Origin of the sequence: Nocardia sp. NPDC058658 (assembly GCF_042716665.1) — a bacterium.
GTDB lineage: Bacteria > Actinomycetota > Actinomycetes > Mycobacteriales > Mycobacteriaceae > Nocardia.
Genome location: NZ_JBHXRR010000031.1, coordinates 15,531 through 37,843, shown reverse-complemented (window position 1 = coordinate 37,843; position 22,313 = coordinate 15,531). Strand labels below are relative to the sequence as shown.

The following is a 22,313-nucleotide window of genomic DNA, read 5'->3' as shown; positions in this document are numbered from 1 at the left end:
CATGGCAACAGGGAATCATTCGCCGAGGAAGGACAGATCGGGTTGGCCCCGATACCCTCGAGGTATGGGGGATCTCGAGGTGAGAGAACTTCGATACTTCGTCGCCGTCGCCGAGCACTCGACGTTCTCGGGCGCCGCGACAGCACTAGGGATGGCGCAGCCACCGCTCTCGCGCGCGATCCGACTGCTCGAACGGCGACTCGGCGTCGAACTCTTCGTTCGGAGCGCGCAAGGCGTCACACTGACGGACGCGGGACGGACCCTGCTCGACGAATCGTTGCGCGCGCTGGCCGCGATCGAGGCGGCGGCGGCCCGGACGCAGCGCGCCGGAATGAACCGATCGACGCTGGTCGCGGCCGCGAAACCTGGCATAGCGTCCGGATTGTTGCGGCGCGTGGTCGACGCGTTCGCTGGATCTCACGAGAGCCCGGTGGTGGAGATCCTCGTCGCGGGCCACCGCCGCCAGGCCGACATGGTGCGCGACGGTCGAGCCGACGTCGCGATCGTCGGTTCGCCGTTCGACAGCCGTGGCCTCGAATCCGAAGTGCTCACCGAGGAGCCCCGCATCGCGGTGGTTGCCACCGACCACCGCCTGTCCACCCGGCGCGAACTGCGCTGTCGCGATCTGCTCGGCGAGACCATCCCGGTTTTCCACAACGCCACGGCGGACGAACGCCTCTACTGGTCCGGTCGGGACCTGCGCAATCCCGTCGAGTTCGCCGAGCCTGTCGAAGCCGCTACCACCGAGGTGGGTGACATCACCCAGGTCATCGAACTCGTCGCGCTAGGACACGCGGTCGCCCTGCTGCCACTCTCCGTCGCGAACGCTTATCCACGGACCGACATCGTCCACCTGCCCGTCATCGACGCGAGCCCGCATGTGAACTCGGTCGTGTGGCCTGCGGGATCGAGGTCGCGATCGGTGGCCGAATTCGTCCGTTTCACAGTCGAATTCGCGAGGGATGAGCAAGCTGGCCTGCGCCGCGGCGCTTCCTGACACCGGCGCGGATTCCCGGACTCAGACGCAACTGGGCGGGGGTTGCGCCGCAGCCGGACATGATCTGCCGCGCGGTCCCCTCCCGCCGACTCCGCAGACCTAGTCGTCAGGCGAGGCGCGGCGGTTGCGCTTGGTGACGCCGCGCCGCTTCTTCGCTGAGATCCGGCGTTCCTTCGCGCCGCGCGAAGGTTTGGTGGGGCGGCGAACAGGCGGCGGGGCGGCTGCGGCGTCGCGGAGTAGCGAGGCCAGGCGATCGCGGGCGGTCGCGCGGTTCTGCAGCTGTGCGCGCTGCTCCGAGGCGGCGATCGTGAGCACCCCGTTGACCAGACGAGTAGCCAGGCGGTCGAGCATCCGGGTGCGCAGCCACTCCGGTACCGAGGGCGAATTGGCGAGGTCGAACGACAGCTCGACCCGGCTGTCGGTGGTGTTGACGTGCTGACCGCCCGGACCCGACGACCGCGAGAACCGCTCGCGCAACTCGGCCCCGGGTATCACCAGCGTCCGAGTCACGGTCAGGTCCTCTGCCATGATCCGATGCCGTTCTCTCCGATTCGCGAGTCGACTCGACCACACGGGTCCAGTAGCGAGCTTGTGGTTCACGATAGCGGGACCTTGTGTGCGTGGACTACTGAGCCCAGGGCGTCTCCGGCGCCACGCTCGCCGCCGATGCTCACCTGTGCCCGCTCGGAAAGCGCGATGAAGGTCGAACCTTTGCGTCACACCCGTCCCAGTTCGAACGTGCCGGACCCGGCGACTTTTCCTACGGCAGCCCGGCAGCAAACGCAGCTCGTGTGCCAGTGGTCCTCTATCCCGAACCCGCTGACCCTGACCACTTCCGCGACTACTACGTAACCAACCACCTTCCGCTGGTCATGAAGATGCCCGGCTTCGAGGCCGACTCTGCCGACGCCGCCGCCATGGCCGCGTCGCGGGAGTCGCCGCAGGGTCGGCTGTCGTCCGCCGATGTCGCCAACTACGCCACCGGCGGGGTCGTCGTCATCGACTATCCGGTGCAGGATGGCATCGGCTGAGGCACGGCGGTTCGCGTTCGGTCGGCCGTTGTGAGCTGGCTCAGCTCAGGCACAACACTCTGCAGCAGTTTCGGAGAATCTTCCGTACATCGCCACCCTCAAATGCCGTTGAATGTCGTTGTGGCTGGCTAGGATTCGCGTCGTGTCACATATCTTGCACGTATACCTTGTCGACTTGGCAGAGGTCGAGGCAGTCATCGGGTCCAAGGACGAGAAGTTTCTGAATCGGCTGATCGCTGAGCTGTCCGACGATCATGATCCGGCAGACGGCTGCTGCGAACCGTGCGATCTTCCTGACTGTGCGGGACCTGATTGTGAGGAGTGCGACCCCTGCGAGGATGCGCGGCATCCGCGAGCGCTGCGGACAATCTTCGATGGCGGACCGTTCGACGAGGACCACGCCGATGCTTACATCTCGGCGTTGGAATTGATCTGCGCGGACATCGGCCGAGACATCGGCGACGCGAGTTTCTGGTTCGGCTACGACGGTCTTCCTGACGAGATCCTGAGCCTGGCCACCGATATGGACGGCGAGGACCCGTTTCCCTTCACCGACTCGAACGGTTGGGGTCACATCGACAAGGAGAGCTGCGCGGAACAACTGGCAGAGTGGGAGACCATTGCCGCAGGGCCCGACGACCACGGCGGCTACGCCGACTGCATCGTCGAGTGGTTCCGCGAATCCAAGGCTGCCGACAAGGATCTCGTCGGCTTCTGGGCAGGATAGCGTTCACGAATCTGGCGGGCCGAATCCGGAACCGCTCCTGAAGGTCTAGTTAGCGCTGTCTGCACCTTGTTCGGACGGCAGCCGAGCGTTGTAATGCCGCAGGGCGCGTGATCGCGGTCAGCCGGTGAGCAACTCGTCTACGGAGTCGGCGGGGTGTCATCGGTGGGTCACCTGGGTACGGCACCGGTGCGGAGTCCAGTCCCGTTCGAGCACGGTCCGGATCACTCGTGCGACCAGACCCGGAGCGATCACTGTGCCGTGATCGACCCAGGTGACCATGCGCTGCCCTGGTCCGTCCGCGATTTCGACGACGATGGCAAGTCCAGGCTCGTCGTCAGGAGCGACAACCCACCGATACCGCACGCCATCGACGTTGATGATCCGTGACCCTTTGTGCGCCAATCCCATTCACGAATCCAATGCCTCGACGTCCACTGTTGTCGAGCGGTTTTCACCACGGCGTCATCAGTACCGACGCAGGCGCTGGAACTTCGACTTCTCGTCAACCGGTCCGGGTTGGATCGGTGACGTAGCGGAGTTCTGCGGGCTTGCCGTCGACGCCGAGCGTCACGACTTCGTAGACGAGTGCGGGTTGGGGCGGTCTGGGGATATCGCCAGCGGGTGGACGAGGAAGGTAGTAGATGGCGCGGCTTCCGAGTTCGTTGACCGCGTTGCGGCGCGCCCCAGCGAGTGGTCCGTCGAGGAGGAGCAGGCGGCGGCCTTCGTTATCTGAGGGAAGGGCGCTCACTACCCCGATACGATCAGCCACGCTGCATTCTCCACGAGCCTTGTTCTTATGACCGTCACGTCGGCCGAACGGGTACAGGAACCTGGTCGTCCAGCAGCCGGCGGATTTCCTCGTCCGGATATGGGATGCTCCGGCTCGCCTGCTGGAAAGCAAGCATGAATGCCGACATCTCTGCGGCAACCGGCGCCTGCCGTGTGAGGACCGCGGCGGCTCCCTCTGAGATGTCCTTCGGCGGCTCACCCTCGGCGATGGCGCGAACCATCGCGGCGCGTCTCACTCGGTCGTCCTTCCGGAGTCCGTACAGGGCGGTGAGCAGCCAATTCGACAGGTAGGTGGCCGTGAAGCCGCGGTCATAGGTCTGGTTGTGGTCGAAGAACGCGGCTTCCTGCGGTGCGAGGTCGAAACCGGAGGAGAGCACGAGGCCGTAGTCGGCGAAGTAGAGGCGGCGACCGTCGGTCAGGATGTTGTGGAAGTGCGCGTCGAGGTGCAGTAGCCCACGGCTGTTCATGAACGCGGTGCCCTCGGCCAACTCCCGCTCCACCATGGCGCAGGCCCGGTCGGTGGCCCCATCGCCTGCCTCGACCTGGGTGTTCAGCCACTCGTGCAGGGTTTGTGGGATGTACTCCAGGAACAGTGCGATGCTCGCCGAAGAGTCCCGAACTGCCTCGATCCGGTGGCGGATCTGGGGTCGGTCGTCCCAGTAGGCGACGGCGCGATCGATGTCGGCGAGTTCGGTCGGCAGCGGCGTCGTGTCCGGCAGCACCCGCCAGTGGTGCATCAGCGGGAAGGTCTCGCGTTCGTCAGCGAGCACCCAATTCGTTGTCATGATGTGCACGGCGAGCTCGCGCCAGGCCCCGAAGCCCGCGCCGCCGACGAGGCCGACGCCGTAGTGGTAGAACATTGGCAGGTCGAACAGGTTCGCCGTTGACCGGACATGCTCTGGCTGCCGTTCCAGGTCGGAGAGTGGCACCCGCTTCACGAAGACCGGAGTGCCGGCGATCTCCAGCAGCGCTGACTTCCCGCCGATACCGGAACCCAGCGGCACTGCCGCATCGACGAGCTCGCGCAATGCGTGATCGCTGTGCAGGGCAAGGGCCGTGGAGACGGCGCTGTGGGCGCGCACGCGCTCCGGGCGCGACATACCGCGCATCACCACGATCACCCTCCCCGTTTCACTCGCGATTTCGCCCGCGATCAACAGTCAACCTATCGCGATCTTCGACCTGTCAGACGTCCAGACATACCCTTGCCACGTGATCGCGAACATCCTCGCGCCCTGCGAAAACTGTTGCAGCATGCGGGTTTTCGCTCATCGCTGGGCTGACGGGATCAGGCCGGGGGCGGTTTTGAAGGAGATGGCTTCCATCAGCGGTTTGCGTTTCGTGTTCTGGAATGCCGCGACGCGCCACTGGCCGGAGGGCTCGCGGATCAGGGTGTAGGTCTGCACCTTGGTCAGCTTCTTGGGGCGTGCGCCCTTGTACGAGTCGCCGCGGCCGGTGACGACGGCGGTGTCGGGGCCGAGGAATCGGATGCCGAGGATTTCGTCGGCGAGCTGAGTTCCCTTGAGGTACTTGGCGAACAGGATGCGGTGGCTTTCGGTGATGTCGTGCCGACCTCGGTAGTACGTGCCGACGAAAGTGACGTAGGTGGCGTCCTGGGTGAAGGCTGCCCCGTAGGCGTCGGCGTCGTGGCGACGCCAGGCATCTACGAGACCGGCGATCACCTCGGTAACCGCGCGCTGATCGTCCTGGGTAGTGGCCATGATTTCCTCCGAGTGGGTAGGCTGCATTTTATCTGCACGTAGTAAATATCTGCACACGTGCAACTATCAGAGTAGGAGGGTTCGAGCTTCATGGCAACCAGTGGTCAGCAGAACTCCGAAGAGGAGGTCTTCCGCGCCTACCTCGATGCCGTGGGATTGCACGGGATGGCGGGTGCGGCGGCGGCGGGACTGCATGCCTCCGAGTGGTACGCGCTCAGCCAGCTCGGATTGGCCGGCGCACTGACCTCGGGGCAGTTGGCGGAACGAACCGGGCTGACGACCGGGGCGACAACCCGCCTCATCGACCGGCTGGAACGGGCGGGTTACGTTCGCCGAACAGTCGACCCGGCCGACCGTCGCAAGGTTGTCGTCGAACCGGTCGCCGAGGCTCTCGCTGGGATCGGCGAGCTGGTGGCACCGGCTCGCCACCGGATCGCCGAGGTCCTCGACCGCTACACACCGGAGCAGCGCGCGGTGCTCTTCGACTACTTCGCGCACGCCGCACCCGCCTTCCGCGAAGCGACCGAGGAGATCAGGTCGGCCCGACCGTGACAGTCGCGGGCACCGAAAGCAAGAATCCCCCTGGCCGATAGCCAGGGGGATTCTTTGCGTACCTACTGCGTACGGAACGAGTCAATCAGCCCCGTTTCCGCAGGTCAGGATCACACGTCGTAGTAGAGCTCGAACTCGTACGGGTGCGGGCGCAGGTTGACCGGCGCGATTTCGTTGTCGCGCTTGAGCTGGATCCAGGTCTCGATGAGGTCGGGAGTGAACACGTTGCCCTCGGTGAGGTAGTCGTGGTCGTTCTCCAGACGGTCGATGACCGCCGACAGGCTGGTGGGGGCCTGCGGGATGTTCTTGGCCTCCTCCGGCGGGAGCTCGTAGAGGTCCTTGTCGACCGGAGCCATCGGCTCGATCTTGTTCTTGATGCCGTCCAGGCCGGCCATCATCATGGCGGCGAAGGCCAGGTACGGGTTGCCCGAGGAGTCCGGCGCGCGGAACTCGATGCGCTTGGCCTTCGGGTTGTTGCCGGTCACCGGGATACGCACGGCAGCCGAGCGGTTGCGCTGCGAGTACACCAGGTTGATGGGGGCCTCGTAGCCCGGCACCAGACGGTGGTAGGAGTTGACGGTCGGGTTGGTGAACGCCAGCAGCGACGGGGCGTGGTGCAGGATGCCGCCGATGTAGTGACGCGCCAGATCCGACAGGCCGCCGTAGCCGGCCTCGTCGTGGAACAGCGGCTTGCCGTCCTTCCACAGCGACTGGTGCACGTGCATGCCCGAGCCGTTGTCGCCGAACAGGGGCTTCGGCATGAAGGTGACCGACTTGCCGGCCTTCCACGCGGTGTTCTTCACGATGTACTTGAACAGCTGCAGGTCGTCAGCCGCGGACAGCAGCGTGCCGAACTTGTAGTTGATCTCGGCCTGACCGGCGGTGCCGACCTCGTGGTGGCCGCGCTCGAGCTCGAAGCCCGCGTTCTGCAGGTTGGTCGAGATCTCGTCGCGCAGGTCGACGTAGTGGTCGTACGGAGCGACGGGGAAGTAGCCACCCTTGTTGCGGACCTTGTAGCCGAGGTTGCGGCTGCCGTCCGGGTTGAACTCCTTGCCGGTGTTCCACGAACCCGAGACGGACTCGATCTCGTAGAACGAGCCGTTCATCTCCGAGCCGTAGCGGATGCCGTCGAAGATGTAGAACTCGGCCTCGGCACCGAAGAACGCGGTGTCGGCGATACCGGTCGAACGCAGGAACTCCTCCGCCTTACGCGCGATGTTGCGCGGGTCGCGGGAGTAGGCCTCACGGGTGAACGGGTCGTGCACGAAGAAGTTCATGTTGAGCGTCTTCGCGTTACGGAACGGGTCGATCCGCGCGGTGCTGAAGTCGGGGAGCAGGAGCATGTCCGACTCGTCGATCGACTGGAAGCCACGCACCGAGGAACCGTCGAACGCCAGGCCCTCTTCCGCCAGGTCGGCGGTGAACGCCTTCGCGGGGATCGAGAAGTGCTGCTGGACGCCGGGCAGGTCGGAGAAGCGGATATCGACGTATTCGATGTCCTCTTCCTTGATGTACTGGATGACCTCTTCGGCCGTGCTGAACGTCACTTGTTCTCCTTACGGATCGGTTCCCAGCCAGTCACAGTGCTGGCCCTTGCGAGCGACCTGCAAGCAGTCGCTACGGCAGGGTTCGTCGCGCCCTGACGCTAAGGATGCGGTGTTTCCCATCGGTCAAGGCTGTGTTTCGCCAGTGTTACGCAGGCCGTATACCTTGATGATCTCGGCCACCAGGGCGCAACCTGCACGCTAATCCTGCCATCCGCGCGATCGCGCGCTGACGTGACCTCCACTAACGCGGTCGTGGGCGGCCGACCGCGCGCCACTATCCTGGGGTCATGGCGCGTATTACCGGCACATGGCTCTCCGGCTCCCCGGGCGAACCCGGCGACTCGGACATCATCGGCTATCCCGGTGAGTTGTACGGGCTGCCGCGCGAGGGTGCGGGCTCGCTGGCACCGACCTGGCGCCGGGTGGTCGCGATGTTCCTCGACTGGTTCATGGCGGTCGGGATCGCGGCGGTGATCACGGGCAGCTTGGCATCGTCGTCGGTGCCGTTGATGGTGTGGTTCGTGGTCGGTGTGGCCGCGGTGACGCTGTTCGGCTTCACTCCGGGCCAGTACTTCATGAAAATGCGTGTGCTGCGGATCGACGCGCCGGTGCCGGTCGGGTTCGTGCGCGCGCTCGCCCGGCAGGTACTGGTCTTCTTCGTCATCCCCGCGCTGTTCACCGACGCCGACGGGCGCGGCATGCACGACCAGGCCACCGGCACCGCACTGGTCAACGCCCGCTGAAACGCAACGCCCCTGAAACGCCGCGAGCCCGCCACCTGCGGTCAGGCGACGGGCTCGGGACGATAGTGCGGATCAGCGGCGACGGATCGCGCGCTGCATGCCCTTCATTTTCGCGCCGGGGGGCATCGGGCCCTTCGGCATCGCGGGACCGCTGCGCGAGCTCAGGGCGGTGAGCCTGCCCTCGATCTGGTCGATCCGCTTGACGTCGATGTTGCGCGGCAGCTTGGTGAGGTGTTTCTGCAGCTCCTTGAGGGGAATCTGCCCTTCCTCGTTGCCCACGATCACTTCGTAGATGGGGGTGTCACCGACCAGGCGGGCGGTGCGCTTCTTCTCCTGCTGGATGAGCGACTTCACGCGCTGCGGGGAACCCTCGGCGACGAAGATCACCCCGGGCAGGCCGATGACGCGGTGCACGGCGTCGAGCTGGGTGGTCGCGGCGACGCCGTTGGCGACCCGCCACTTGCCCTGCAGGTTCTCCAGCACCCACGCCGCGGCGCCCGCCTGACCTTCGGCCTTGCGGTACACGTTCTTCTGCACGCGGCGCCCGAACAGGATGAATGCCAGCAGCACACCCAGCAGCAGACCCAGCGGCAGCAGGAACCACTGCATGTCGAAGATCAGCCCGATGAGGAAGAAAACCACCGTGGTGCCGACCAGTGCGCCGATCATCAGCGGCAGCAGCGCCTTGTCTTCCTTGCGCTGCATGTTGAACGCCTGCCACAACTGCTGACGACGTTCGCGTGATGCCTGCTTACGGGCCGCTTTAGCCGCGGCCCTGGCTTCCTTCGACGGCTTGCCGCCCTTGCCTCCTGCCATGGTGTCAGCTTAGATGGCGCGTCGCCGGGACGTCTGACCGCATCACACCGCACGACGATCCCGGCGTTTCGGGCGTCTTTCCGGGCGAAGGGCGGCGTGGCGGGCCACAATGGCACGGATGCGTCCGATCACCGAGAACCCCGCCCCCTCCCCCGTCACCGAGGGCGTCGACGACGAGGTCGCCCGGCGGCTGGCCGTCGCACTGCAGTGCGTGACGGTGTCGACCGAAGATCCCGCGCACACCGCCGACGCGGAGTTCGTCCGCCTGGCCGCCCACCTGGAAACGTCGTTTCCCCGCGTGCACACCGAGCTGTCGTTGACGACCTTCGGGCACAGCAGGCTCTACCGCTGGGACGGCGTCGAGCCGGGCGCGGTGTCGGCGATCCTGCTCGGGCATCAGGACGTGGTGCCGGTCGACGACGCGCAACGCTGGACCCATCCCCCGTTCGACGGTGTCGTCGACGACGAATTCATCTGGGGCCGTGGGGCGATCGACGACAAGAGTCGCGTGCTCGCCGTCCTGGAAGCAGTGGAATCGTCCCTGGAAGCTGGAATTCGCCCGCGCCACACCATGTTCCTGGCCTTCGGGCACGACGAAGAGGTCTTCGGTGACGGCGGGGCGGTGCGGATGGCCCAGCACCTGCGCGAACAGAACGTGCGCGCGGAACTACTGCTCGACGAGGGCGGGGTGATCACCGAGGGTGTCGCCGACGGCGTCGACCGGCCGGTGGCCAGCATCATGCTCGGCGAGAAAGGCTATGCGACGGTGCGGCTTTCGGTCACCGAGACCGGCGGCCACTCCTCGATGCCGGGCAAGCAGACCGCGGTGGGACGGCTGGCTCGGGCGGTCGCCCGGGTGCAGGATCATCCGATGCCACTGCGGCTCACCCCGGTGATCAGCGACATGCTCGCCCGCATGCGCGAAGCGCTACCCGAACCGCGGCGCCGACTGCTCGAACTCACCGACGCGCGCGGCTTGTCCAAGCTGACCGGACCGCTCATCGCCCGGATCATGGCGACCGGACCGACCACCGAGGCCCTCGTCCGCACCACCACCGCGCCGACGGTGATCAGCGGTGGGGTGAAGGCCAATGTGCTCCCACAGAGCGCCGAGGCACTGGTGAATTTCCGTATCCTGCCCGGTGATTCGGTGGCGGCGGTGCTGGCGCACTGCGCTCGGGTGATCCGCGATATCGGCGTGGCGATCGACCTCGTCGGACCCGCCTCGGAACCCTCGCAGTTCAGCGAGCCCGGACCGGCGTTCGACATGGTCGCCGAGCTGGCCTCGAGCCTGGTGCCCGGAATCGTGACGACCACCGGAATCGTGCCCGGCGCCACCGATTCGCGCCACTACGACGGCCTGGCCGTCACCCGCTGCAATTTCGCGCCGATCATGTTGACCGCGGCCGATCTGGAACGGATCCACGGAACCGACGAGCGGATCTCGCGACTCAACTACGCTCGCCTGATCGAGTTCAACCGGCGTCTCATCGAGCGGCTCGCCGCGGCGCCCGAAACAACAGGAGCGCCACGATGACAACCGACACCGGCGAGTTCGCGGGCCACGGCGGCAAGATCGCTTGGCGCGCATGGCAACCCGAGACCGCTCCCCGTGCGGTGGTGGTGCTCGTCCACGGCGTCGCCGAACATTCGGGACGCTACGAGCATGTCGGCGACGCGCTGGCCGCGGAAGGTTTCGCGGTCTACGCGCTCGACCATGTCGGGCACGGTCTGTCCGAGGGCGCGGCCGCCAATATCGGTTCGATGCAGAGCGCCGCCGACAATGTCGCGACGCTGCTAGACCTCGCGAGCGCCGCCCATCCCGATGTTCCCCGGTTCCTGCTCGGGCATTCGATGGGCAGCCTCGTCGTCCTGCATCAGGCGACCCGCGGACCGGTCGACGTGGCGGGCATCATCGTGTCCGCGCCGCCCCTGGACATCGCGGTCGGCAACCCGCTCCAGCGCCTCGCTGCTCCCCTGCTCACCCGGTTCGCGCCGAATCTCGGTGTGCTGACCCTGGATTCGTCCACGATCAGCCGCGATCCCGAGGTGGTGCGCGCCTACGACGAGGACCCGCTGACCTTCCGCGGCAAGCTGCCCGCGCGCACCGCGGTGGAGATCCTGCAGCACACCGCGCTGGTGAAACAGCGGCTCGGCGCGCTCACCGCGCCCCTGCTGGTGCTGCACGGCACCGCCGATGTGATCGCGTCACCGTCGAGCGCCGATCTCCTAGAACGCGACGCGGGCTCGACCGATGTGACGGTGCTGCGCTACTCGGGGCTGTTCCACGAGGTGTTCAACGAACCCGAGCGCGCGAAGGTGCTCGGCGACGTCACCGACTGGCTGTCAGCGCATGTTACCGACCGGTAGCTTTTCGTCGCGGTGACCTAGTAGACTCCGAGCATGACCACGTCTACCGGCGCCGTTGCCTTCATCCGGGCGAGCTGGCACAGCTCCATCGTCACCAAGGCGCACGAGGGGTTCCTCGCCGAATACACCGGCTTCGGGTTCGACCCCGAGGTCGTCGAGGTGTTCGACGTCCCCGGCGCCTTCGAGATCCCGCTGCACGCCCAGCGACTGGCCCGCACCGGCCGCTACGACGCGATCGTCGCCGCGGCACTGGTCGTCGACGGCGGTATCTACCGCCACGACTTCGTCGCCTCCGCCGTGATCGACGGCCTGATGCGCGTGCAGCTCGACACCGACGTACCGGTGTTCTCGGTGGTGCTCACCCCGCACCACTTCCACGAGCACAGCGAGCACGTGGACTACTACACCAACCACTTCGTGACAAAGGGAGCCGAGGCTGCCCGCGCGGTGGCGAACACCCTCAGCTCCCTGCGGTCACTGCCAGCCGCTATTTGAACTGGTTCAGGCAGGCCTGTTCGCCGCTGAGAACGCCGGTGCGGAACGCCTCGAGGCGCTGATATCCGCTCGGCACCACCTTGCCGTTCACATCGGAGGCGGCGAGACCGTCGGCGAGCAGGCCAGAGACCGCTTCGTCGAGGTCACCGGCCGACAGGCGCGGATCACTGTTCGGCTCACTGAGTTTCGTGGTGAGCACGCCGGTCAGGCAGGCGGTGCGCAGGCCCGCCGAATCGGCACCCGTCAGTGACAGCTTGCGATCCTGCTGCACCGCGAGGGCATAGCGGGACACGAACACGGCGGCGGCGTTGTAGTCGCCGGTGACGACCGCCGACAGCGGTTCCTCCTTGGTGCTCGCACCCTCACCGGCCCGCTTGGCCATCGCCGGAATATCGGTGCCGATGGTGTTCGAGCCGGGGCAGTAGGACACCGGCTCAGTGGTGGTCGTCGAGGAGCAGCTGCGGGTGACGCCGGCGTAGTCGAACTTCGGCGCGTTCTTCACCGGCATCGACTTGCCAAGCTGGTTGGCCAGGGTGGTCAGGTTTTCCTTGTTCACCGGGAGCTGCTGGTCGCGTTCACCTTCGTCGAAGGTGACCGGCAGGCCTGCCCGACGCTTCTCGATCTCGGCCTCGTTGATGTCCTTGCAGGACTTGGCGCCGTCGGTGTAGCCCATCTGCACCGCGCTGACCCGCTCGAACGCCGAACCGTGCACGGCGTCGGGATCATTGGGGTCGCGGTCGCGCACGGCGACGGTCGCGCCGAGCACACCGTTTAGGCCGTCGGTGGTGTTGAGCGTGAAGTGCTTCGAATTGCCTTCGGCCACATGGCGAAGGAACACACCGGCCAGGCAGTCGGCCTGCTGCTCCTTGACCAGCGCGTCGGTGAAGAAGCCGCGCAGCAGGTCGGCCTGGGACTGGATGGCGTGGCCGTACTCGTGGGCCAGCACCATCACCACCGACATCTCCTTGTACTTCTCGACCAGCAGCGGCAGCAGGACCGCACGGTCCCAGCCGATGGTGTGATCGAGCGGGCAGTAGGCGGCGTTGACCAGCTTGTAGGTGCTGGACTTACAGAACTGCACCGACTCCGCCTCGGAGGCGCGGGCCGACCACGAGATGACCTTCGAGGCGGGCTTGAAGTCGCCACGGAAAGTCTTGGGGTACTCGGTCTTCCAGTACTCCTCGATGTCGGCGAGGGCGTTGAGAGCGAGCTTGTCGATCTTGCCGTTGTCCCCGTTCTCGGCCTTCTTGTCGGTGTCGGGCACACCGGGACGCGAACCGCTGGGACCGCTGGACGACGCCGCGCCCGCCACCTCCCACGGGTTGTCCATCACCGGCTGCGCCTGATCGCTCGCGACTGTGGTTGCACTGCAACCGGATACGAGCATGCCGATGCTCACCAAAGCTGCCATGGCCGCGCCGAACCGATGTCTTCTCACGCGCTGTCCTCCCCATAAATGACGCGAACGCTGTGCGGTCCGCTACCGAGCGATCACATGGTAAACGACTGGTGTCACAGGTCCATTCGGATCGTGGCCAGCACCGCGCGATGGTCGGAGCCGGGGATGGTGAGGGTGCGGATCTGTTCTGCCACGCCACCGGCGACGAGAATGTGGTCGATGCCGATCACCGGGCCCCACCGGCGATCGTCCGGCCAGGTGAGCAGGACGCCGTCGCCGGTCTGGTCGGCGGCCGAGGCGAACGCGCCGTCGAGCAGAGCCCGGTAGGCCGAATGGTCGTGTGTGGCATTGAAATCCGCGCCCACGATCGCAGGCGCGCTGGTGGCCGCGAGGATCTCGTCGATCTTGCGCATCTCCGCCGACCAGGCGGCGAAGTCGAGGTTCGGCGGGATCGGGTGGAAGGCGAACACCGGCATCGGGCCGCGCTGCGGGTGCTCCATGATCGCGGAGATATTGCTCATGGTGAAGCCGTCGTATTTCTTGGTGTCGCGCAACGGGTATCGGCTGTAGATGCCGGTGCCGCCACCACCGGATTCGGTGGCTTCGGTGTAGAAGTAGGGCAGTCGTTCTTCCAGGCCCGCCTCGCGCAAGCGCACGATGGAGTCGTGGGTCAGTTCCTCGACCGTGAGCACGTCGACGTTGTTGTCGCGCACCGTCGAGACGACCGCGTTCGGATCGGCCAGCCCGAAAAGAATATTCGACTGCAACACAACGATTTCCGGACCGGCGGCTGCCCTGGCCTCGGGAATGTAGGACGGCACCACCAACCACGCGGCACCGGCCAGCACCAGCGCCGCCGCCCCCGAGCTACGCCAACCCCGTGCGAGCAGCATCAGCACCAGCCCGACGACCGCACCGAGCATCAACCACATCGCACCCGAAGCCAGCAACACCATCGACTTCTGCGACCAGTCCACGACATGCAACACGATCCCGATCACCGCCGCGACGACCGCGCCCCACCCCAGTACGAGCAACGATCGCTGCACCCATTTACGCATCATGCGGCCACCCTAAGCGGGCTCACTTTCGACTCCCTTGTGACCGCCTTGAAGGTTCTCTGAGGCCTAGACTGCGGCCGTGTACATCGAAGAGTTCACCGCCGGGGGTCCGCTCACCGAGCACGCCGTCGAGGAGCTGATGACCGTCGCGAACAAATACCGCACGTCGATCACGCTCACCGTCGGCGAACGCACCGTACAACTGCCGGTTCTGCCCGTCTGCTGGGACGAGCTGTCCGTCCGCGCGGGCACCTCGATCACCGTCGAAGCCGACCGCGGCACCGACCTCGAGAACCGCACCGCGCTGACCGACTTCGTCACGACCTTCCAGCGCGCAACCACGCCCTAGAGCGGCAAGCCCGCTTCGATCCAGTTGTAGGCCTGGATCTTTCGTGACGCCGGATCGTTGACGACCTGGTTGATGAGGTCGTTGATCTGGTCGGTGGACAACGGGTAGCCGTAGTGTTCGGCGGCGCCCGCCGACGCCCAGAGGGACGCGAAGAGGCCGGGACCGCCGAGGATGTGGGACAGGGCGGCGGCGACCTCGTCGACGGTTTCCAGGACGCCGTGGACGAGCGCGATCGCGATGTCCTCGTCGCCGGGCGGCATGCCGGGGGCCAGCGCACCGGATTCGACGGCGCGCTGGGCCAGCCAGGCGCGCGGGACCAGCGGGCTGGGGCCGATGGCGTCGCCGAGGTAGTAGCGCCATTCGCCGGGATTGCCCTGGTCGAAGGCGTGGATGTAGAAGGTGCGGGTGAGCGCCCACAGGGCGATGTAGCGCAGGGCGAGGTGCTCGGGGCCCAGGTGGGCGTCGGGGCCATCGGCGCGGTCCTGTTCGAGCTGATTCCAGGCGAAGCGGAACCAGACCTGCTCGGAGTTGCCGACCCAGGTGGCGGGCAGGCGGTCGGCCAGTGCGGCCAGGTCGCCGACCGGGCCCTCGAGAGCGGTGTCGCCGGAGGCTTCCACGCGCAGGTTGTCGACGTAACCGCGCAGGGCGTCGACGGAGGTGAAGACCGCGTAGCCCAGTTGCGCGAAGCGGGTGAGGTCGGCGTTGGACGGTTCGAGAACCAGCACCACCGGCATACCGACACCGGGCTGCAATCCCTCGGGCCAAAACGCTTCGGCGACAGCGAGTTCGCGGCCTGTGACCGGGTCGGACACCTCGCTGTCGAGCAGCGGGAAACCGAAACCGTCGGCGATGAGGTCGTCGACGAGCGCGTTCACCTGGTCGACCGCCGGATCGCCGATCGTCACCCCAGCGACGCCCACCGTCAGCAGGGTCGGTCGGTGCAGCTTGCCGGTGCGCAGCTTCTCGAGGAAGGCATCGGCCGAGGCGGACAGCAGTTTGCGGCGCGCGCGCAGGAACTCGCGATAGTTCTCCACCCGCCACAGCGACGGATCGGTCGGAATCCACTGCGAGGCAAGCACACCCGGGTTGCGGCGCTCCACCTCGGCGAAGTAGTCGGCGGGCTCGCGCTCGCCGAGTTCGGCTTCCGAACCGGGGCTGAGGAAGCAGAAGTTCGCGATCGCGTTGATCTCGTTGCGTTCGTAGCCGGCGTCGCGCAGCAGGGTTTTCGGGAACAGGTAGTGCACCTGCACCGGGCTGCGCTCACCGAACTGCTCGATGCCCAACTCGGAGCCGGTACCGAGATCGCGCGAACCGTCGACGCGGGTGAGCATGTACAGCAACGGATAGAACCGGGAACCGCGGGTGGCACCGGCGAAATCGTCGGCGCACAGGTCGAGCGAGCCGCCGCGCAGCCGCTCCAGCGAACCGATCAGCGCGTTGATGCCGCCGCGTTCGAGGGTGTCGTAATCCTGCTGCAGGAACGTCTCGGTGGAGCCACTGAACCGACCCCACAGCGCCGAGTGCACGTACCAGTACAGCACCCGGTCGCGGTGCAGATCGTCGTCGAAGCCGCCGCCGTTGAGGAACAGCAGCCGGGTGATCACCGGAATCGCGTAGCGGCCCATCAGGACTCGGTCGTGATCGAGGCCGAGCCTGCCCGCCACCGTGTCGAGGAAGGTGTCGACCTGCTTCGTCGTAGCCACCAGCGCCTGCTCGAATTCCGCGGGTGCCAGATCGCCGAGCGCGTCGAAGTGCGCGCGCCCGTTGCCGACCGCGATGACGTTGCGCAGCAACCAGTCCAGGGTGAAGGTGTAGCCCTCTTTGTCCCAGCGGATCAGGTGGTCGCGCAGATTGCCGCGCGCCTGCGGCCACTGCGCGCACAGCGTGGCCAGCGCGAGGTCGCCCTTGGACAGTTTGGTGCCGCCGGAGTTGACCCGGTTGAAGATGTCGACCACCTCGTCGACCGTGCGATCGGACCCGGTGATGGTCTCGACATTGAACTCGCGGTGGGTGATCTCGCGAACCTTGTTCAACCGATCCAGGTACAGGGCAAGGGTTTCCGGCGATTCGTCGGGGAACCTGGCCAGGTAGTGCATCGGGCCCTGGGAGAACAGTTCGGTGATGTCGATCCAGGCGGGCGCGGTGTCGCGACCGGGCACCTGGAATTCGAACAGCTCCCGCTCGACATCGAAATGCAGGCCGGTGAACGCGATCTCGTCGCCTTCGAAGAACGACGGCGCCGTCCCGCGCACGATCCCGTACAGGGTGGTGATGCGCTGCTGGCCGTCGAGCAGCAGCTGACGCAGCCCCGAACCGGTCGTCGACCCGCGCACCGCGATCTCCTCGGACCCGGTCTCCCACACCAGCAACCCACCGACCGGGTACCCGAGATACAGCGACCGCATGAGTCCACGCACCTGGTCGCGGTTCCACACGTAGCCACGCTGGAATTCGGGCAGCAGCACAGCACCGGAGTCGATCTGGTCGAGCAGGGTGGACAGACGTGTCACGGCAGCCTTTCGATCGAGATCCGGTGGCGGACAAGCGCCCCATCGTTGCACGGATCGTACCGACACATCCCGACATGCCAGCGGCCGAACGGAACTGGCTGTTGTTACTCCGTCCCTGACACCGCGGCCCGGAAGGCGTCGGAGGCGTAGAACGGAGCGAGCCTGCGGCGCAGCACGGTGTCGAGATAGCCGCGCTCGTCGAGAGTTTCCAGGACCGGCGGGCCGAACCGCAGCGCTTCCTCGATCATGTCGGCGCGGCCGACGCCCAGTTCAGCCAGCAATTCGGCAAGGGGGGTGTCGCCGTATTTGTCGAAGACGTGGTCGACACCTTCGTCGAGCAGGGCATGGAAGTAGTCGGTGTCTCGGAAGGAGCGCCAGAATTCGAAGGCGAGCACGACGATGTCCTCGACATCGTCGGCCGAGACCAGTTCGCGGAACGAGCCGACCGCGTCGCCGGTGTGTTTGCGCCAGGTCTCGCGGGCACTGTCGAACAGCACCTCGTCGGCGTCACTGCTGTTGCCGCGCAACACGAATCGCGCGCCCGTGCGGGTGAGCTTGCCGACGCCGCTCTCGATCACCGGCATCGCGGGTTCGGCCAAGCGCGACAGCGCGCCGCGCAGCGATCGGGTCAGACCCGAGCCCTCGGCGTGCTTGCCGTCGTCGACCGCGGTGACCACCGCGCGCTGGACCGCCTCGACACACGCGTCGACGGTGACCGGGCTGTCGAGCACCAGCCGCACCAGCCGGTGGGTGAGGTCGAGATCGGCGACGGCATCGATCAGCTCGTCGAAGCGGCGGTTGTCGACGAGCTCGCCGACCTCGATCTCGTCGTTGGCGCGATGGTTGTACAGGCGGGTGGCGATCTCGCCGACGAGTTCGGGAATCGCGCCCTCCACCGGAACCTGCACGGCGAACTTGTGCGCGACCGCCTTGATCTGCTCGCGGGTGACCGCCTCGGCGAGCGTAAGGACCGCGGCCTCCTCGAGCGCGCCGTCGACTTCCTCGGTGGCGAACTCCAGGAAGCCGGCGGGATCGCGCAACTGCTGCTTGGTGAACGCCACGTGCGCGTCGAGCACTCGCATGGCCAGGTCGACATGCCCGCCGTTCGTCTCACCCATACCGCCCAGATTGGCACAGTCAGCGCCGCGATGTGAAAAGGCCTCGAACATTGGTTGCCCGCAGGCGCGACACGCCGTGTGTGCACCACAAACTCCGCCCACACCGCTGTGTGACAATCTGCAAGGCGCGGTTTGCTGGCGAGTATGGCATACTGGGTTGCTGAGACTGGGCTGATCGCAAGTGATCGCCATGGCTCACCTACGGAAAAGACTTTTAAAACATGACTCAAGGCACCGTCAAGTGGTTCAACGGCGAAAAGGGCTTCGGCTTCATCGCCCAAGACGGAGGCGGCCCCGACGTCTTCGTTCACTACTCGGCTATCGGCGGCTCGGGCTTCAAGTCCCTCGAAGAGGGACAGCGGGTGGAGTTCGAGGTCGGCCAGGGCCAGAAGGGCCCCCAGGCCCAGGACGTCCGCGCCATCTGATTTCGGCGTGAACTGAAAAAGCCCCGCACCACTGGTGCGGGGCTTTTTCATGTCCAGACCCCTGTGAGCGGACGGTAACCCAGTCGTGTCCGCACTTCACTCCACCGAAACAAGTGAGCCCTAGATTCTTGGATACGAGTTTGGATCCAAACTTGGATGCAGACTCGAACGTCCTTCCCCCTAGGAGCTCGCATGGTCCCGCCCACCGCGCCAGGAATCCATATCGGCAGCCTCACCAAGAAGTTCACGGTCGGCCGCGCCGAGGTCACCGCCCTCGACGGCGTGGACATCCACTCCGACGAGGGCGAGTTCGTCACCCTCCTCGGCCCGTCCGGGTGCGGCAAGAGCACCATCCTGCGGATTCTGGCCGGGCTGGAGACCCAGACCGAGGGGACTGCGCTCGTCCACGGTGAAACCCCCTTCGACATGCGCAAGCACCACCATCTCGGCATCGCGTTCCAGGACGCCGCGCTGCTGCCGTGGCGGTCGGTGCGCACGAACATCCGGCTGCCGCTGGAGGTGGCGGGGCAGCGATCCGACGATCGCGCCATTCAGGATCTGATCGACCTGGTCGGCCTCACCGGATTCGAGAACGCCCGTCCCGCACAGCTTTCCGGCGGTATGCGCCAGCGCGTCGCGATCGCTCGGGCGTTGGTCGTCAAACCCCAGGTGCTCCTGCTGGACGAACCGTTCGGCGCACTCGACGACATGACTCGGCAGAACCTCAATATCGAACTGCTGCGCATCTGGACCGAGCGACCGGCCACCACGCTGATGGTCACCCACGGGATCTCCGAGGCGGTCTTCCTCTCGGACAAGGTCGTCGTGATGAGCGCCAGGCCCGGCCGCGTCCAGAAGGTCGTCGACATCGACCTACCGCGCCCGCGCACACCTGCCATGATGCGCACCAGCGCGTTCCACGACTACGTCGACCTGCTTTCGGCGATCCTGTTCGGCACCGAGACCGCCGAGGTCGACGATCTGGAGCCGGCGCGATGAGCGGCAAGCGATACCTCGGACTCCTCGGCACCACGATCGTTCTCGCGCTCTGGCAGCTGGTCGGGATGACCGGCGTGCTCGGACCCGCCATCGCGGCCCCAGTGGCGATCATCGAGGGCCTCGCCCACGACGGCACGGCCTTCTACGGCACCCACCTGCCCGTCACGCTCACCTCGGCGGGCGTCGGCTACTTCTGGGGCAACGCCGCCGCGATCGCCTGCGCGGCGCTGGTGCTGACCGTGCCCGCGTTGGAGAAGCTGGTGCTGCAGATCGGGATCGCCTCGGCGTGCATCCCACTCATCGCGATCGCGCCGATTCTCGCCGCCTGTTTCAACGGGCCCGCGACCTCGGCGATCATGGCCGCGGTGTCGGTGTTCTTCGCGACGCTGGTCGGCACGGTCAACGGGTTGCGTCGCGCCGATCCGGCGGGCGAGGACCTGGTCCGGGCCTATGGCGGTGGCCGCGTGCTGGTCCTGCGCAAGGTCCAGTTCCTGTCCGCGCTCCCCTACATCCTGACCTCGCTGAAAATCGCGGTGCCCGCCGCGCTGCTCGGCACCGTCATCGGCGAATTCATGGGCCAGGAACGCGGCCTCGGCGCGGCCCTGGTCGTCGCGCAGCAGTCCAGCGAGGTGGTGCGGGCCTGGGGCATCACGCTCGTCTGCAGTCTGCTCGCCGGTCTGGCCTTCGCGCTGGTCGCCGGTGTCGAACGCCTGGTGACCCCCTGGGCGCCCAGCACGTCGGGAGGCATCGCGTGACCACGATCGCGCGCGGCCTGACGCGCACTCTGCTCACCTTCGTCGGGGCCGGTGTCGCCATCGTGGCGGTGTGGACGCTGTTCCTGCGCCTGGTGAACGTGAGCCCGTTCGTCGCCAAGTCGCCGACCGATGTCTGGCGCTACCTGTTAACCGAACCCGAAGCGGCGGCGAACCGTTCGGCGATCACCGCCGATCTCGTGCGGACTCTGATCGATGCCTCCTACGGCTTCGTCCTCGGGCTGTTCCTGGCCGCGGTGATCTCACTGGTCTTCTACTTCTCCCGCACCGTCGAGTCGATGTTCGTGCCGAGCGTGACCGCGATGCACGCCATCCCGATGGTCACCGTCGGCCCGATCCTGGTGTTGATCTTCGGGCGCGGCGCGCTCGGTACCGCGGTGGTCGGCGCCGCGATCGTGGTGGTCCCCGCGTTGCTGACGATGCTGCACGGCATCCGCTCGACCCCGCGCACCGACCTCGACATGGTGACCGCCTTCGGTGGTTCGCGGGCCGCCGCCTTCTTCAAAGTGTCACTGCCGCACGCGATTCCCACGTGGTTCACGGCGGGGCGGGTCGCGGTCACCACCTCCGTCGTCGGCGCGCTGCTCGCCGAGTGGCTGGCGACCGGCAAGGGTTTGGGCGGCCAGATGCTCAGGGACGCCAACGAATTCCAGTTCGCCCGCCTGTGGTCCTCGGTCGTCGTCCTGACCGTGGTGTGCGTCGTCCTCTACCAACTCGTCTCCGTCGTCGAAGACGCCGTCGGATCCCGGATGCGCGCGGCCCGCTGACCGCGCACTCCCCTCTCACCTGTCTCGACCATCGGAGCGTCATGTCCTCTCAGTTCGACCGTCGTAAGTTCCTCACCCGCGGCCTCGCCGTCGGCGGGTTCGCCCTCGCCGCACCGACCGTGTTGTCCGCCTGCGTATCCGGCGGCGCCGAGTCCAGCTCCGGCACGGGCTTCGGAGTCGCTTCTCAACGCCTGGCCTGGATCAAGAACACCCAGTTCGCTGGCAGCTACTTCGCCGACAAGAACGGCTACTACACCCAGGCCGGTTTCAGCGGCGCCGAACTCGTCTCCGGTGGCCCGACGGCCCCGCCCATCGAATCCGATGTGCTGTCACGGACTTTCGCCGGTGTCTCGCAGGTGCCGATCGTCGGCTCCGCGGTCGCCAAGGGCGCGCCGCTCAAGATCGTCGGCGCGGTCTATCAGCGCTACGCGGGCTGTGTGATGTCGATGGGCGCCAAGCCGATCAACACCCCGGAAGACCTGTACGGCAAGACCATCGGCTGCGCGTCCTCGAGTGAACCGGTGTGGCGTAACTTCATCGCCGCGCTCGGTCTGGACAGCTCGCGGATCAAGACCGTCCCGGTCCAGGGCGACCCCATCGGGATGACCGCCGGTGAGATCGACGGCTACCTCGGGTTCATCAACAGCCAGGTGGTCGACCTGCGCGCCAAGGGATTCGACATCAGGACCATGCTGCTGGCCGATGTCGGCTTCCCTCTGGTCGGTCAGGTCTACATCACCACCCAGGACAACATCGACCACAACCGCGACAAGCTGAAGGCCTTCCTCAAGGCCGAGGTCCGAGGCTGGAAGGACGTGCTCGCCGATCCGCAGCGGGCCACCGACCTGACGGTCTCCGAGTACGGCAAGACGCTGAACCTCAACCCGCAGAGCACCCTCCAGTGCTGCCTGGCGGGCAACGAACTCATTCGCGACGGCAAGCCGGGCCAGCAGATCCTCACCGTCTCCGACGAGGCGGCCGCCGCGAACATCGCCTCCATCGCGGCGGGCGGACTGAAACTGTCCGTCGGCGACCTGTTCGAACTGGGCCCGATTCGCGAGGTGTACCAGGAGAACCCCGACCTGGCCCTCGCCTGAGCCTGCATCCACCGAACCGAAAGGACA

The 22,313-nt window shown here is 66.4% G+C and carries 24 protein-coding genes; 14 read left to right on the top strand and 10 right to left on the bottom strand.

Features of this window, described 5'->3' with window-relative positions; translation table 11 throughout:
• Positions 1-79: 79 nt before the first annotated feature.
• Positions 80-997, top strand: a complete 918-nt coding sequence (locus ACFWUP_RS28975; RefSeq protein WP_379239150.1) for a LysR family transcriptional regulator — start codon at positions 80-82, stop codon at positions 995-997.
• A 99-nt stretch (positions 998-1,096) separates the two neighbouring features.
• On the opposite strand, the gene arfB is transcribed toward ACFWUP_RS28975, so the two are convergent.
• Entirely contained in the window at positions 1,097-1,525 is a 429-nt protein-coding gene (gene arfB, locus ACFWUP_RS28970) for an alternative ribosome rescue aminoacyl-tRNA hydrolase ArfB (RefSeq protein ID WP_379239149.1), read from the bottom strand.
• A gap of 263 nt (positions 1,526-1,788) precedes the next feature.
• On the opposite strand from arfB, the gene ACFWUP_RS28965 reads away from it, so the two are divergent.
• Complete coding sequence (locus ACFWUP_RS28965; protein WP_379239148.1) at positions 1,789-2,028, top strand: EthD family reductase; 240 nt, start codon at positions 1,789-1,791, stop codon at positions 2,026-2,028.
• 142 nt (positions 2,029-2,170) lie between these two features.
• Positions 2,171-2,755 carry a hypothetical protein gene (locus ACFWUP_RS28960; protein WP_379239147.1) on the top strand — a complete coding sequence of 195 codons (585 nt, stop codon included), beginning with the start codon at positions 2,171-2,173 and terminating at the stop codon, positions 2,753-2,755.
• Between the two features lie 502 nt (positions 2,756-3,257).
• Here ACFWUP_RS28960 and ACFWUP_RS28955 read toward each other — a convergent pair.
• The 3 genes from ACFWUP_RS28955 to ACFWUP_RS28945 all read right to left on the bottom strand — a co-directional run bounded on the left by ACFWUP_RS28955 (position 3,258) and on the right by ACFWUP_RS28945 (position 5,265).
• The gene (locus ACFWUP_RS28955; RefSeq protein WP_379239146.1) at positions 3,258-3,524 is read right to left on the bottom strand and encodes a hypothetical protein; all 267 of its coding nucleotides are present in this window, start codon (positions 3,522-3,524) and stop codon (positions 3,258-3,260) included.
• Between the two features lie 34 nt (positions 3,525-3,558).
• Positions 3,559-4,644: a protein kinase family protein gene (locus tag ACFWUP_RS28950; protein ID WP_379239145.1), complete on the bottom strand. Its 1,086-nt coding sequence runs from the start codon at positions 4,642-4,644 to the stop codon at positions 3,559-3,561.
• Positions 4,645-4,812: 168 nt separating this feature from the next.
• On the bottom strand, positions 4,813-5,265 hold the full coding sequence (locus ACFWUP_RS28945; protein ID WP_379239144.1) for an SgcJ/EcaC family oxidoreductase: 453 nt from the start codon (positions 5,263-5,265) through the stop codon (positions 4,813-4,815).
• A 90-nt stretch (positions 5,266-5,355) separates the two neighbouring features.
• Between ACFWUP_RS28945 and ACFWUP_RS28940 the strand changes: the two genes are divergently transcribed.
• Positions 5,356-5,817 carry a MarR family winged helix-turn-helix transcriptional regulator gene (locus ACFWUP_RS28940; protein ID WP_379239143.1) on the top strand — a complete coding sequence of 154 codons (462 nt, stop codon included), beginning with the start codon at positions 5,356-5,358 and terminating at the stop codon, positions 5,815-5,817.
• Positions 5,818-5,927: 110 nt separating this feature from the next.
• Here ACFWUP_RS28940 and glnA read toward each other — a convergent pair whose 3' ends face one another.
• The gene (gene glnA, locus ACFWUP_RS28935; RefSeq protein ID WP_379239142.1) at positions 5,928-7,364 is read right to left on the bottom strand and encodes a type I glutamate--ammonia ligase; all 1,437 of its coding nucleotides are present in this window, start codon (positions 7,362-7,364) and stop codon (positions 5,928-5,930) included.
• Positions 7,365-7,651: 287 nt separating this feature from the next.
• Between glnA and ACFWUP_RS28930 the strand changes: the two genes are divergently transcribed.
• Positions 7,652-8,107: an RDD family protein gene (locus tag ACFWUP_RS28930; protein ID WP_379239141.1), complete on the top strand. Its 456-nt coding sequence runs from the start codon at positions 7,652-7,654 to the stop codon at positions 8,105-8,107.
• Between the two features lie 72 nt (positions 8,108-8,179).
• On the opposite strand, the gene ACFWUP_RS28925 is transcribed toward ACFWUP_RS28930, so the two are convergent.
• Complete coding sequence (locus ACFWUP_RS28925; protein WP_379239140.1) at positions 8,180-8,923, bottom strand: DUF4191 domain-containing protein; 744 nt, start codon at positions 8,921-8,923, stop codon at positions 8,180-8,182.
• A gap of 118 nt (positions 8,924-9,041) precedes the next feature.
• On the opposite strand from ACFWUP_RS28925, the gene ACFWUP_RS28920 reads away from it, so the two are divergent.
• The 3 genes from ACFWUP_RS28920 to ACFWUP_RS28910 are packed head-to-tail and all read left to right on the top strand — an operon-like array spanning position 9,042 to position 11,788.
• Positions 9,042-10,460: a M20/M25/M40 family metallo-hydrolase gene (locus ACFWUP_RS28920; protein ID WP_379239139.1), complete on the top strand. Its 1,419-nt coding sequence runs from the start codon at positions 9,042-9,044 to the stop codon at positions 10,458-10,460.
• Entirely contained in the window at positions 10,457-11,293 is an 837-nt protein-coding gene (locus ACFWUP_RS28915; protein ID WP_379239138.1) for an alpha/beta hydrolase, read from the top strand. Before ACFWUP_RS28920 ends, ACFWUP_RS28915 begins: the two co-directional genes overlap by 4 nt.
• Positions 11,294-11,326: 33 nt before the next feature.
• Positions 11,327-11,788 carry a 6,7-dimethyl-8-ribityllumazine synthase gene (locus ACFWUP_RS28910; RefSeq protein ID WP_379239137.1) on the top strand — a complete coding sequence of 154 codons (462 nt, stop codon included), beginning with the start codon at positions 11,327-11,329 and terminating at the stop codon, positions 11,786-11,788.
• On the opposite strand, the gene ACFWUP_RS28905 is transcribed toward ACFWUP_RS28910, so the two are convergent.
• Together ACFWUP_RS28905 and ACFWUP_RS28900 are read right to left on the bottom strand one after the other, a co-directional pair.
• Positions 11,781-13,226: a metallopeptidase gene (locus ACFWUP_RS28905; RefSeq protein WP_379239136.1), complete on the bottom strand. Its 1,446-nt coding sequence runs from the start codon at positions 13,224-13,226 to the stop codon at positions 11,781-11,783. The genes ACFWUP_RS28910 and ACFWUP_RS28905 overlap by 8 nt on opposite strands.
• Before the next feature lie 74 nt (positions 13,227-13,300).
• Positions 13,301-14,251 (bottom strand): endonuclease/exonuclease/phosphatase family protein, encoded by a 951-nt coding sequence (locus ACFWUP_RS28900; protein WP_379239135.1) that lies wholly within the window; start codon positions 14,249-14,251, stop codon positions 13,301-13,303.
• Positions 14,252-14,327: 76 nt separating this feature from the next.
• Here ACFWUP_RS28900 and ACFWUP_RS28895 point away from each other — a divergent pair, with 76 nt between their 5' ends.
• The gene (locus tag ACFWUP_RS28895; RefSeq protein WP_379239134.1) at positions 14,328-14,597 is read left to right on the top strand and encodes a hypothetical protein; all 270 of its coding nucleotides are present in this window, start codon (positions 14,328-14,330) and stop codon (positions 14,595-14,597) included.
• Here ACFWUP_RS28895 and ACFWUP_RS28890 read toward each other — a convergent pair.
• Both ACFWUP_RS28890 and ACFWUP_RS28885 read right to left on the bottom strand, forming a co-directional pair.
• Positions 14,594-17,107 (bottom strand): DUF262 domain-containing protein, encoded by a 2,514-nt coding sequence (locus ACFWUP_RS28890; protein WP_379239133.1) that lies wholly within the window; start codon positions 17,105-17,107, stop codon positions 14,594-14,596. The two genes, ACFWUP_RS28895 and ACFWUP_RS28890, sit on opposite strands and share 4 nt — an antisense overlap.
• A gap of 104 nt (positions 17,108-17,211) precedes the next feature.
• Positions 17,212-18,225 carry a hypothetical protein gene (locus ACFWUP_RS28885; protein ID WP_379239132.1) on the bottom strand — a complete coding sequence of 338 codons (1,014 nt, stop codon included), beginning with the start codon at positions 18,223-18,225 and terminating at the stop codon, positions 17,212-17,214.
• 221 nt (positions 18,226-18,446) lie between these two features.
• Here ACFWUP_RS28885 and ACFWUP_RS28880 point away from each other — a divergent pair, with 221 nt between their 5' ends.
• The 5 genes from ACFWUP_RS28880 (at position 18,447) to ACFWUP_RS28860 (ending at position 22,286) form a co-directional block, all read left to right on the top strand.
• Positions 18,447-18,650: a cold-shock protein gene (locus ACFWUP_RS28880; protein ID WP_056821080.1), complete on the top strand. Its 204-nt coding sequence runs from the start codon at positions 18,447-18,449 to the stop codon at positions 18,648-18,650.
• A gap of 192 nt (positions 18,651-18,842) precedes the next feature.
• Entirely contained in the window at positions 18,843-19,649 is an 807-nt protein-coding gene (locus tag ACFWUP_RS28875; protein ID WP_379239131.1) for an ABC transporter ATP-binding protein, read from the top strand.
• Positions 19,646-20,404 (top strand): ABC transporter permease, encoded by a 759-nt coding sequence (locus ACFWUP_RS28870; RefSeq protein ID WP_379239130.1) that lies wholly within the window; start codon positions 19,646-19,648, stop codon positions 20,402-20,404. The genes ACFWUP_RS28875 and ACFWUP_RS28870 overlap by 4 nt, the downstream gene beginning before the upstream one ends.
• Positions 20,401-21,189 carry an ABC transporter permease gene (locus ACFWUP_RS28865; protein WP_379239129.1) on the top strand — a complete coding sequence of 263 codons (789 nt, stop codon included), beginning with the start codon at positions 20,401-20,403 and terminating at the stop codon, positions 21,187-21,189. Before ACFWUP_RS28870 ends, ACFWUP_RS28865 begins: the two co-directional genes overlap by 4 nt.
• A gap of 41 nt (positions 21,190-21,230) precedes the next feature.
• Positions 21,231-22,286, top strand: a complete 1,056-nt coding sequence (locus tag ACFWUP_RS28860) for an ABC transporter substrate-binding protein (RefSeq protein WP_379239128.1) — start codon at positions 21,231-21,233, stop codon at positions 22,284-22,286.
• Positions 22,287-22,313 lie beyond the last annotated feature (27 nt).

Excerpts from the sequence above, each read along its gene's own strand:
- arfB (WP_379239149.1), bottom strand. The coding sequence starts at position 1,525 with ATGGCAGAGGACCTGACCGTGACTCGGACGCTGGTGATACCCGGGGCC.
- ACFWUP_RS28860 (WP_379239128.1), top strand. The coding sequence starts at position 21,231 with ATGTCCTCTCAGTTCGACCGTCGTAAGTTCCTCACCCGCGGCCTCGCC.
- ACFWUP_RS28920 (WP_379239139.1), top strand. The coding sequence starts at position 9,042 with ATGCGTCCGATCACCGAGAACCCCGCCCCCTCCCCCGTCACCGAGGGC.
- ACFWUP_RS28915 (WP_379239138.1), top strand. The coding sequence starts at position 10,457 with ATGACAACCGACACCGGCGAGTTCGCGGGCCACGGCGGCAAGATCGCT.
- ACFWUP_RS28870 (WP_379239130.1), top strand. The coding sequence starts at position 19,646 with ATGAGCGGCAAGCGATACCTCGGACTCCTCGGCACCACGATCGTTCTC.
- ACFWUP_RS28910 (WP_379239137.1), top strand. The coding sequence starts at position 11,327 with ATGACCACGTCTACCGGCGCCGTTGCCTTCATCCGGGCGAGCTGGCAC.
- ACFWUP_RS28945 (WP_379239144.1), bottom strand. The coding sequence starts at position 5,265 with ATGGCCACTACCCAGGACGATCAGCGCGCGGTTACCGAGGTGATCGCC.
- ACFWUP_RS28950 (WP_379239145.1), bottom strand. The coding sequence starts at position 4,644 with ATGTCGCGCCCGGAGCGCGTGCGCGCCCACAGCGCCGTCTCCACGGCC.
- ACFWUP_RS28925 (WP_379239140.1), bottom strand. The coding sequence starts at position 8,923 with ATGGCAGGAGGCAAGGGCGGCAAGCCGTCGAAGGAAGCCAGGGCCGCG.
- ACFWUP_RS28885 (WP_379239132.1), bottom strand. The coding sequence starts at position 18,225 with ATGGGTGAGACGAACGGCGGGCATGTCGACCTGGCCATGCGAGTGCTC.
- ACFWUP_RS28940 (WP_379239143.1), top strand. The coding sequence starts at position 5,356 with ATGGCAACCAGTGGTCAGCAGAACTCCGAAGAGGAGGTCTTCCGCGCC.
- ACFWUP_RS28875 (WP_379239131.1), top strand. The coding sequence starts at position 18,843 with ATGGTCCCGCCCACCGCGCCAGGAATCCATATCGGCAGCCTCACCAAG.
- ACFWUP_RS28880 (WP_056821080.1), top strand. The coding sequence starts at position 18,447 with ATGACTCAAGGCACCGTCAAGTGGTTCAACGGCGAAAAGGGCTTCGGC.
- ACFWUP_RS28930 (WP_379239141.1), top strand. The coding sequence starts at position 7,652 with ATGGCGCGTATTACCGGCACATGGCTCTCCGGCTCCCCGGGCGAACCC.
- ACFWUP_RS28900 (WP_379239135.1), bottom strand. The coding sequence starts at position 14,251 with ATGATGCGTAAATGGGTGCAGCGATCGTTGCTCGTACTGGGGTGGGGC.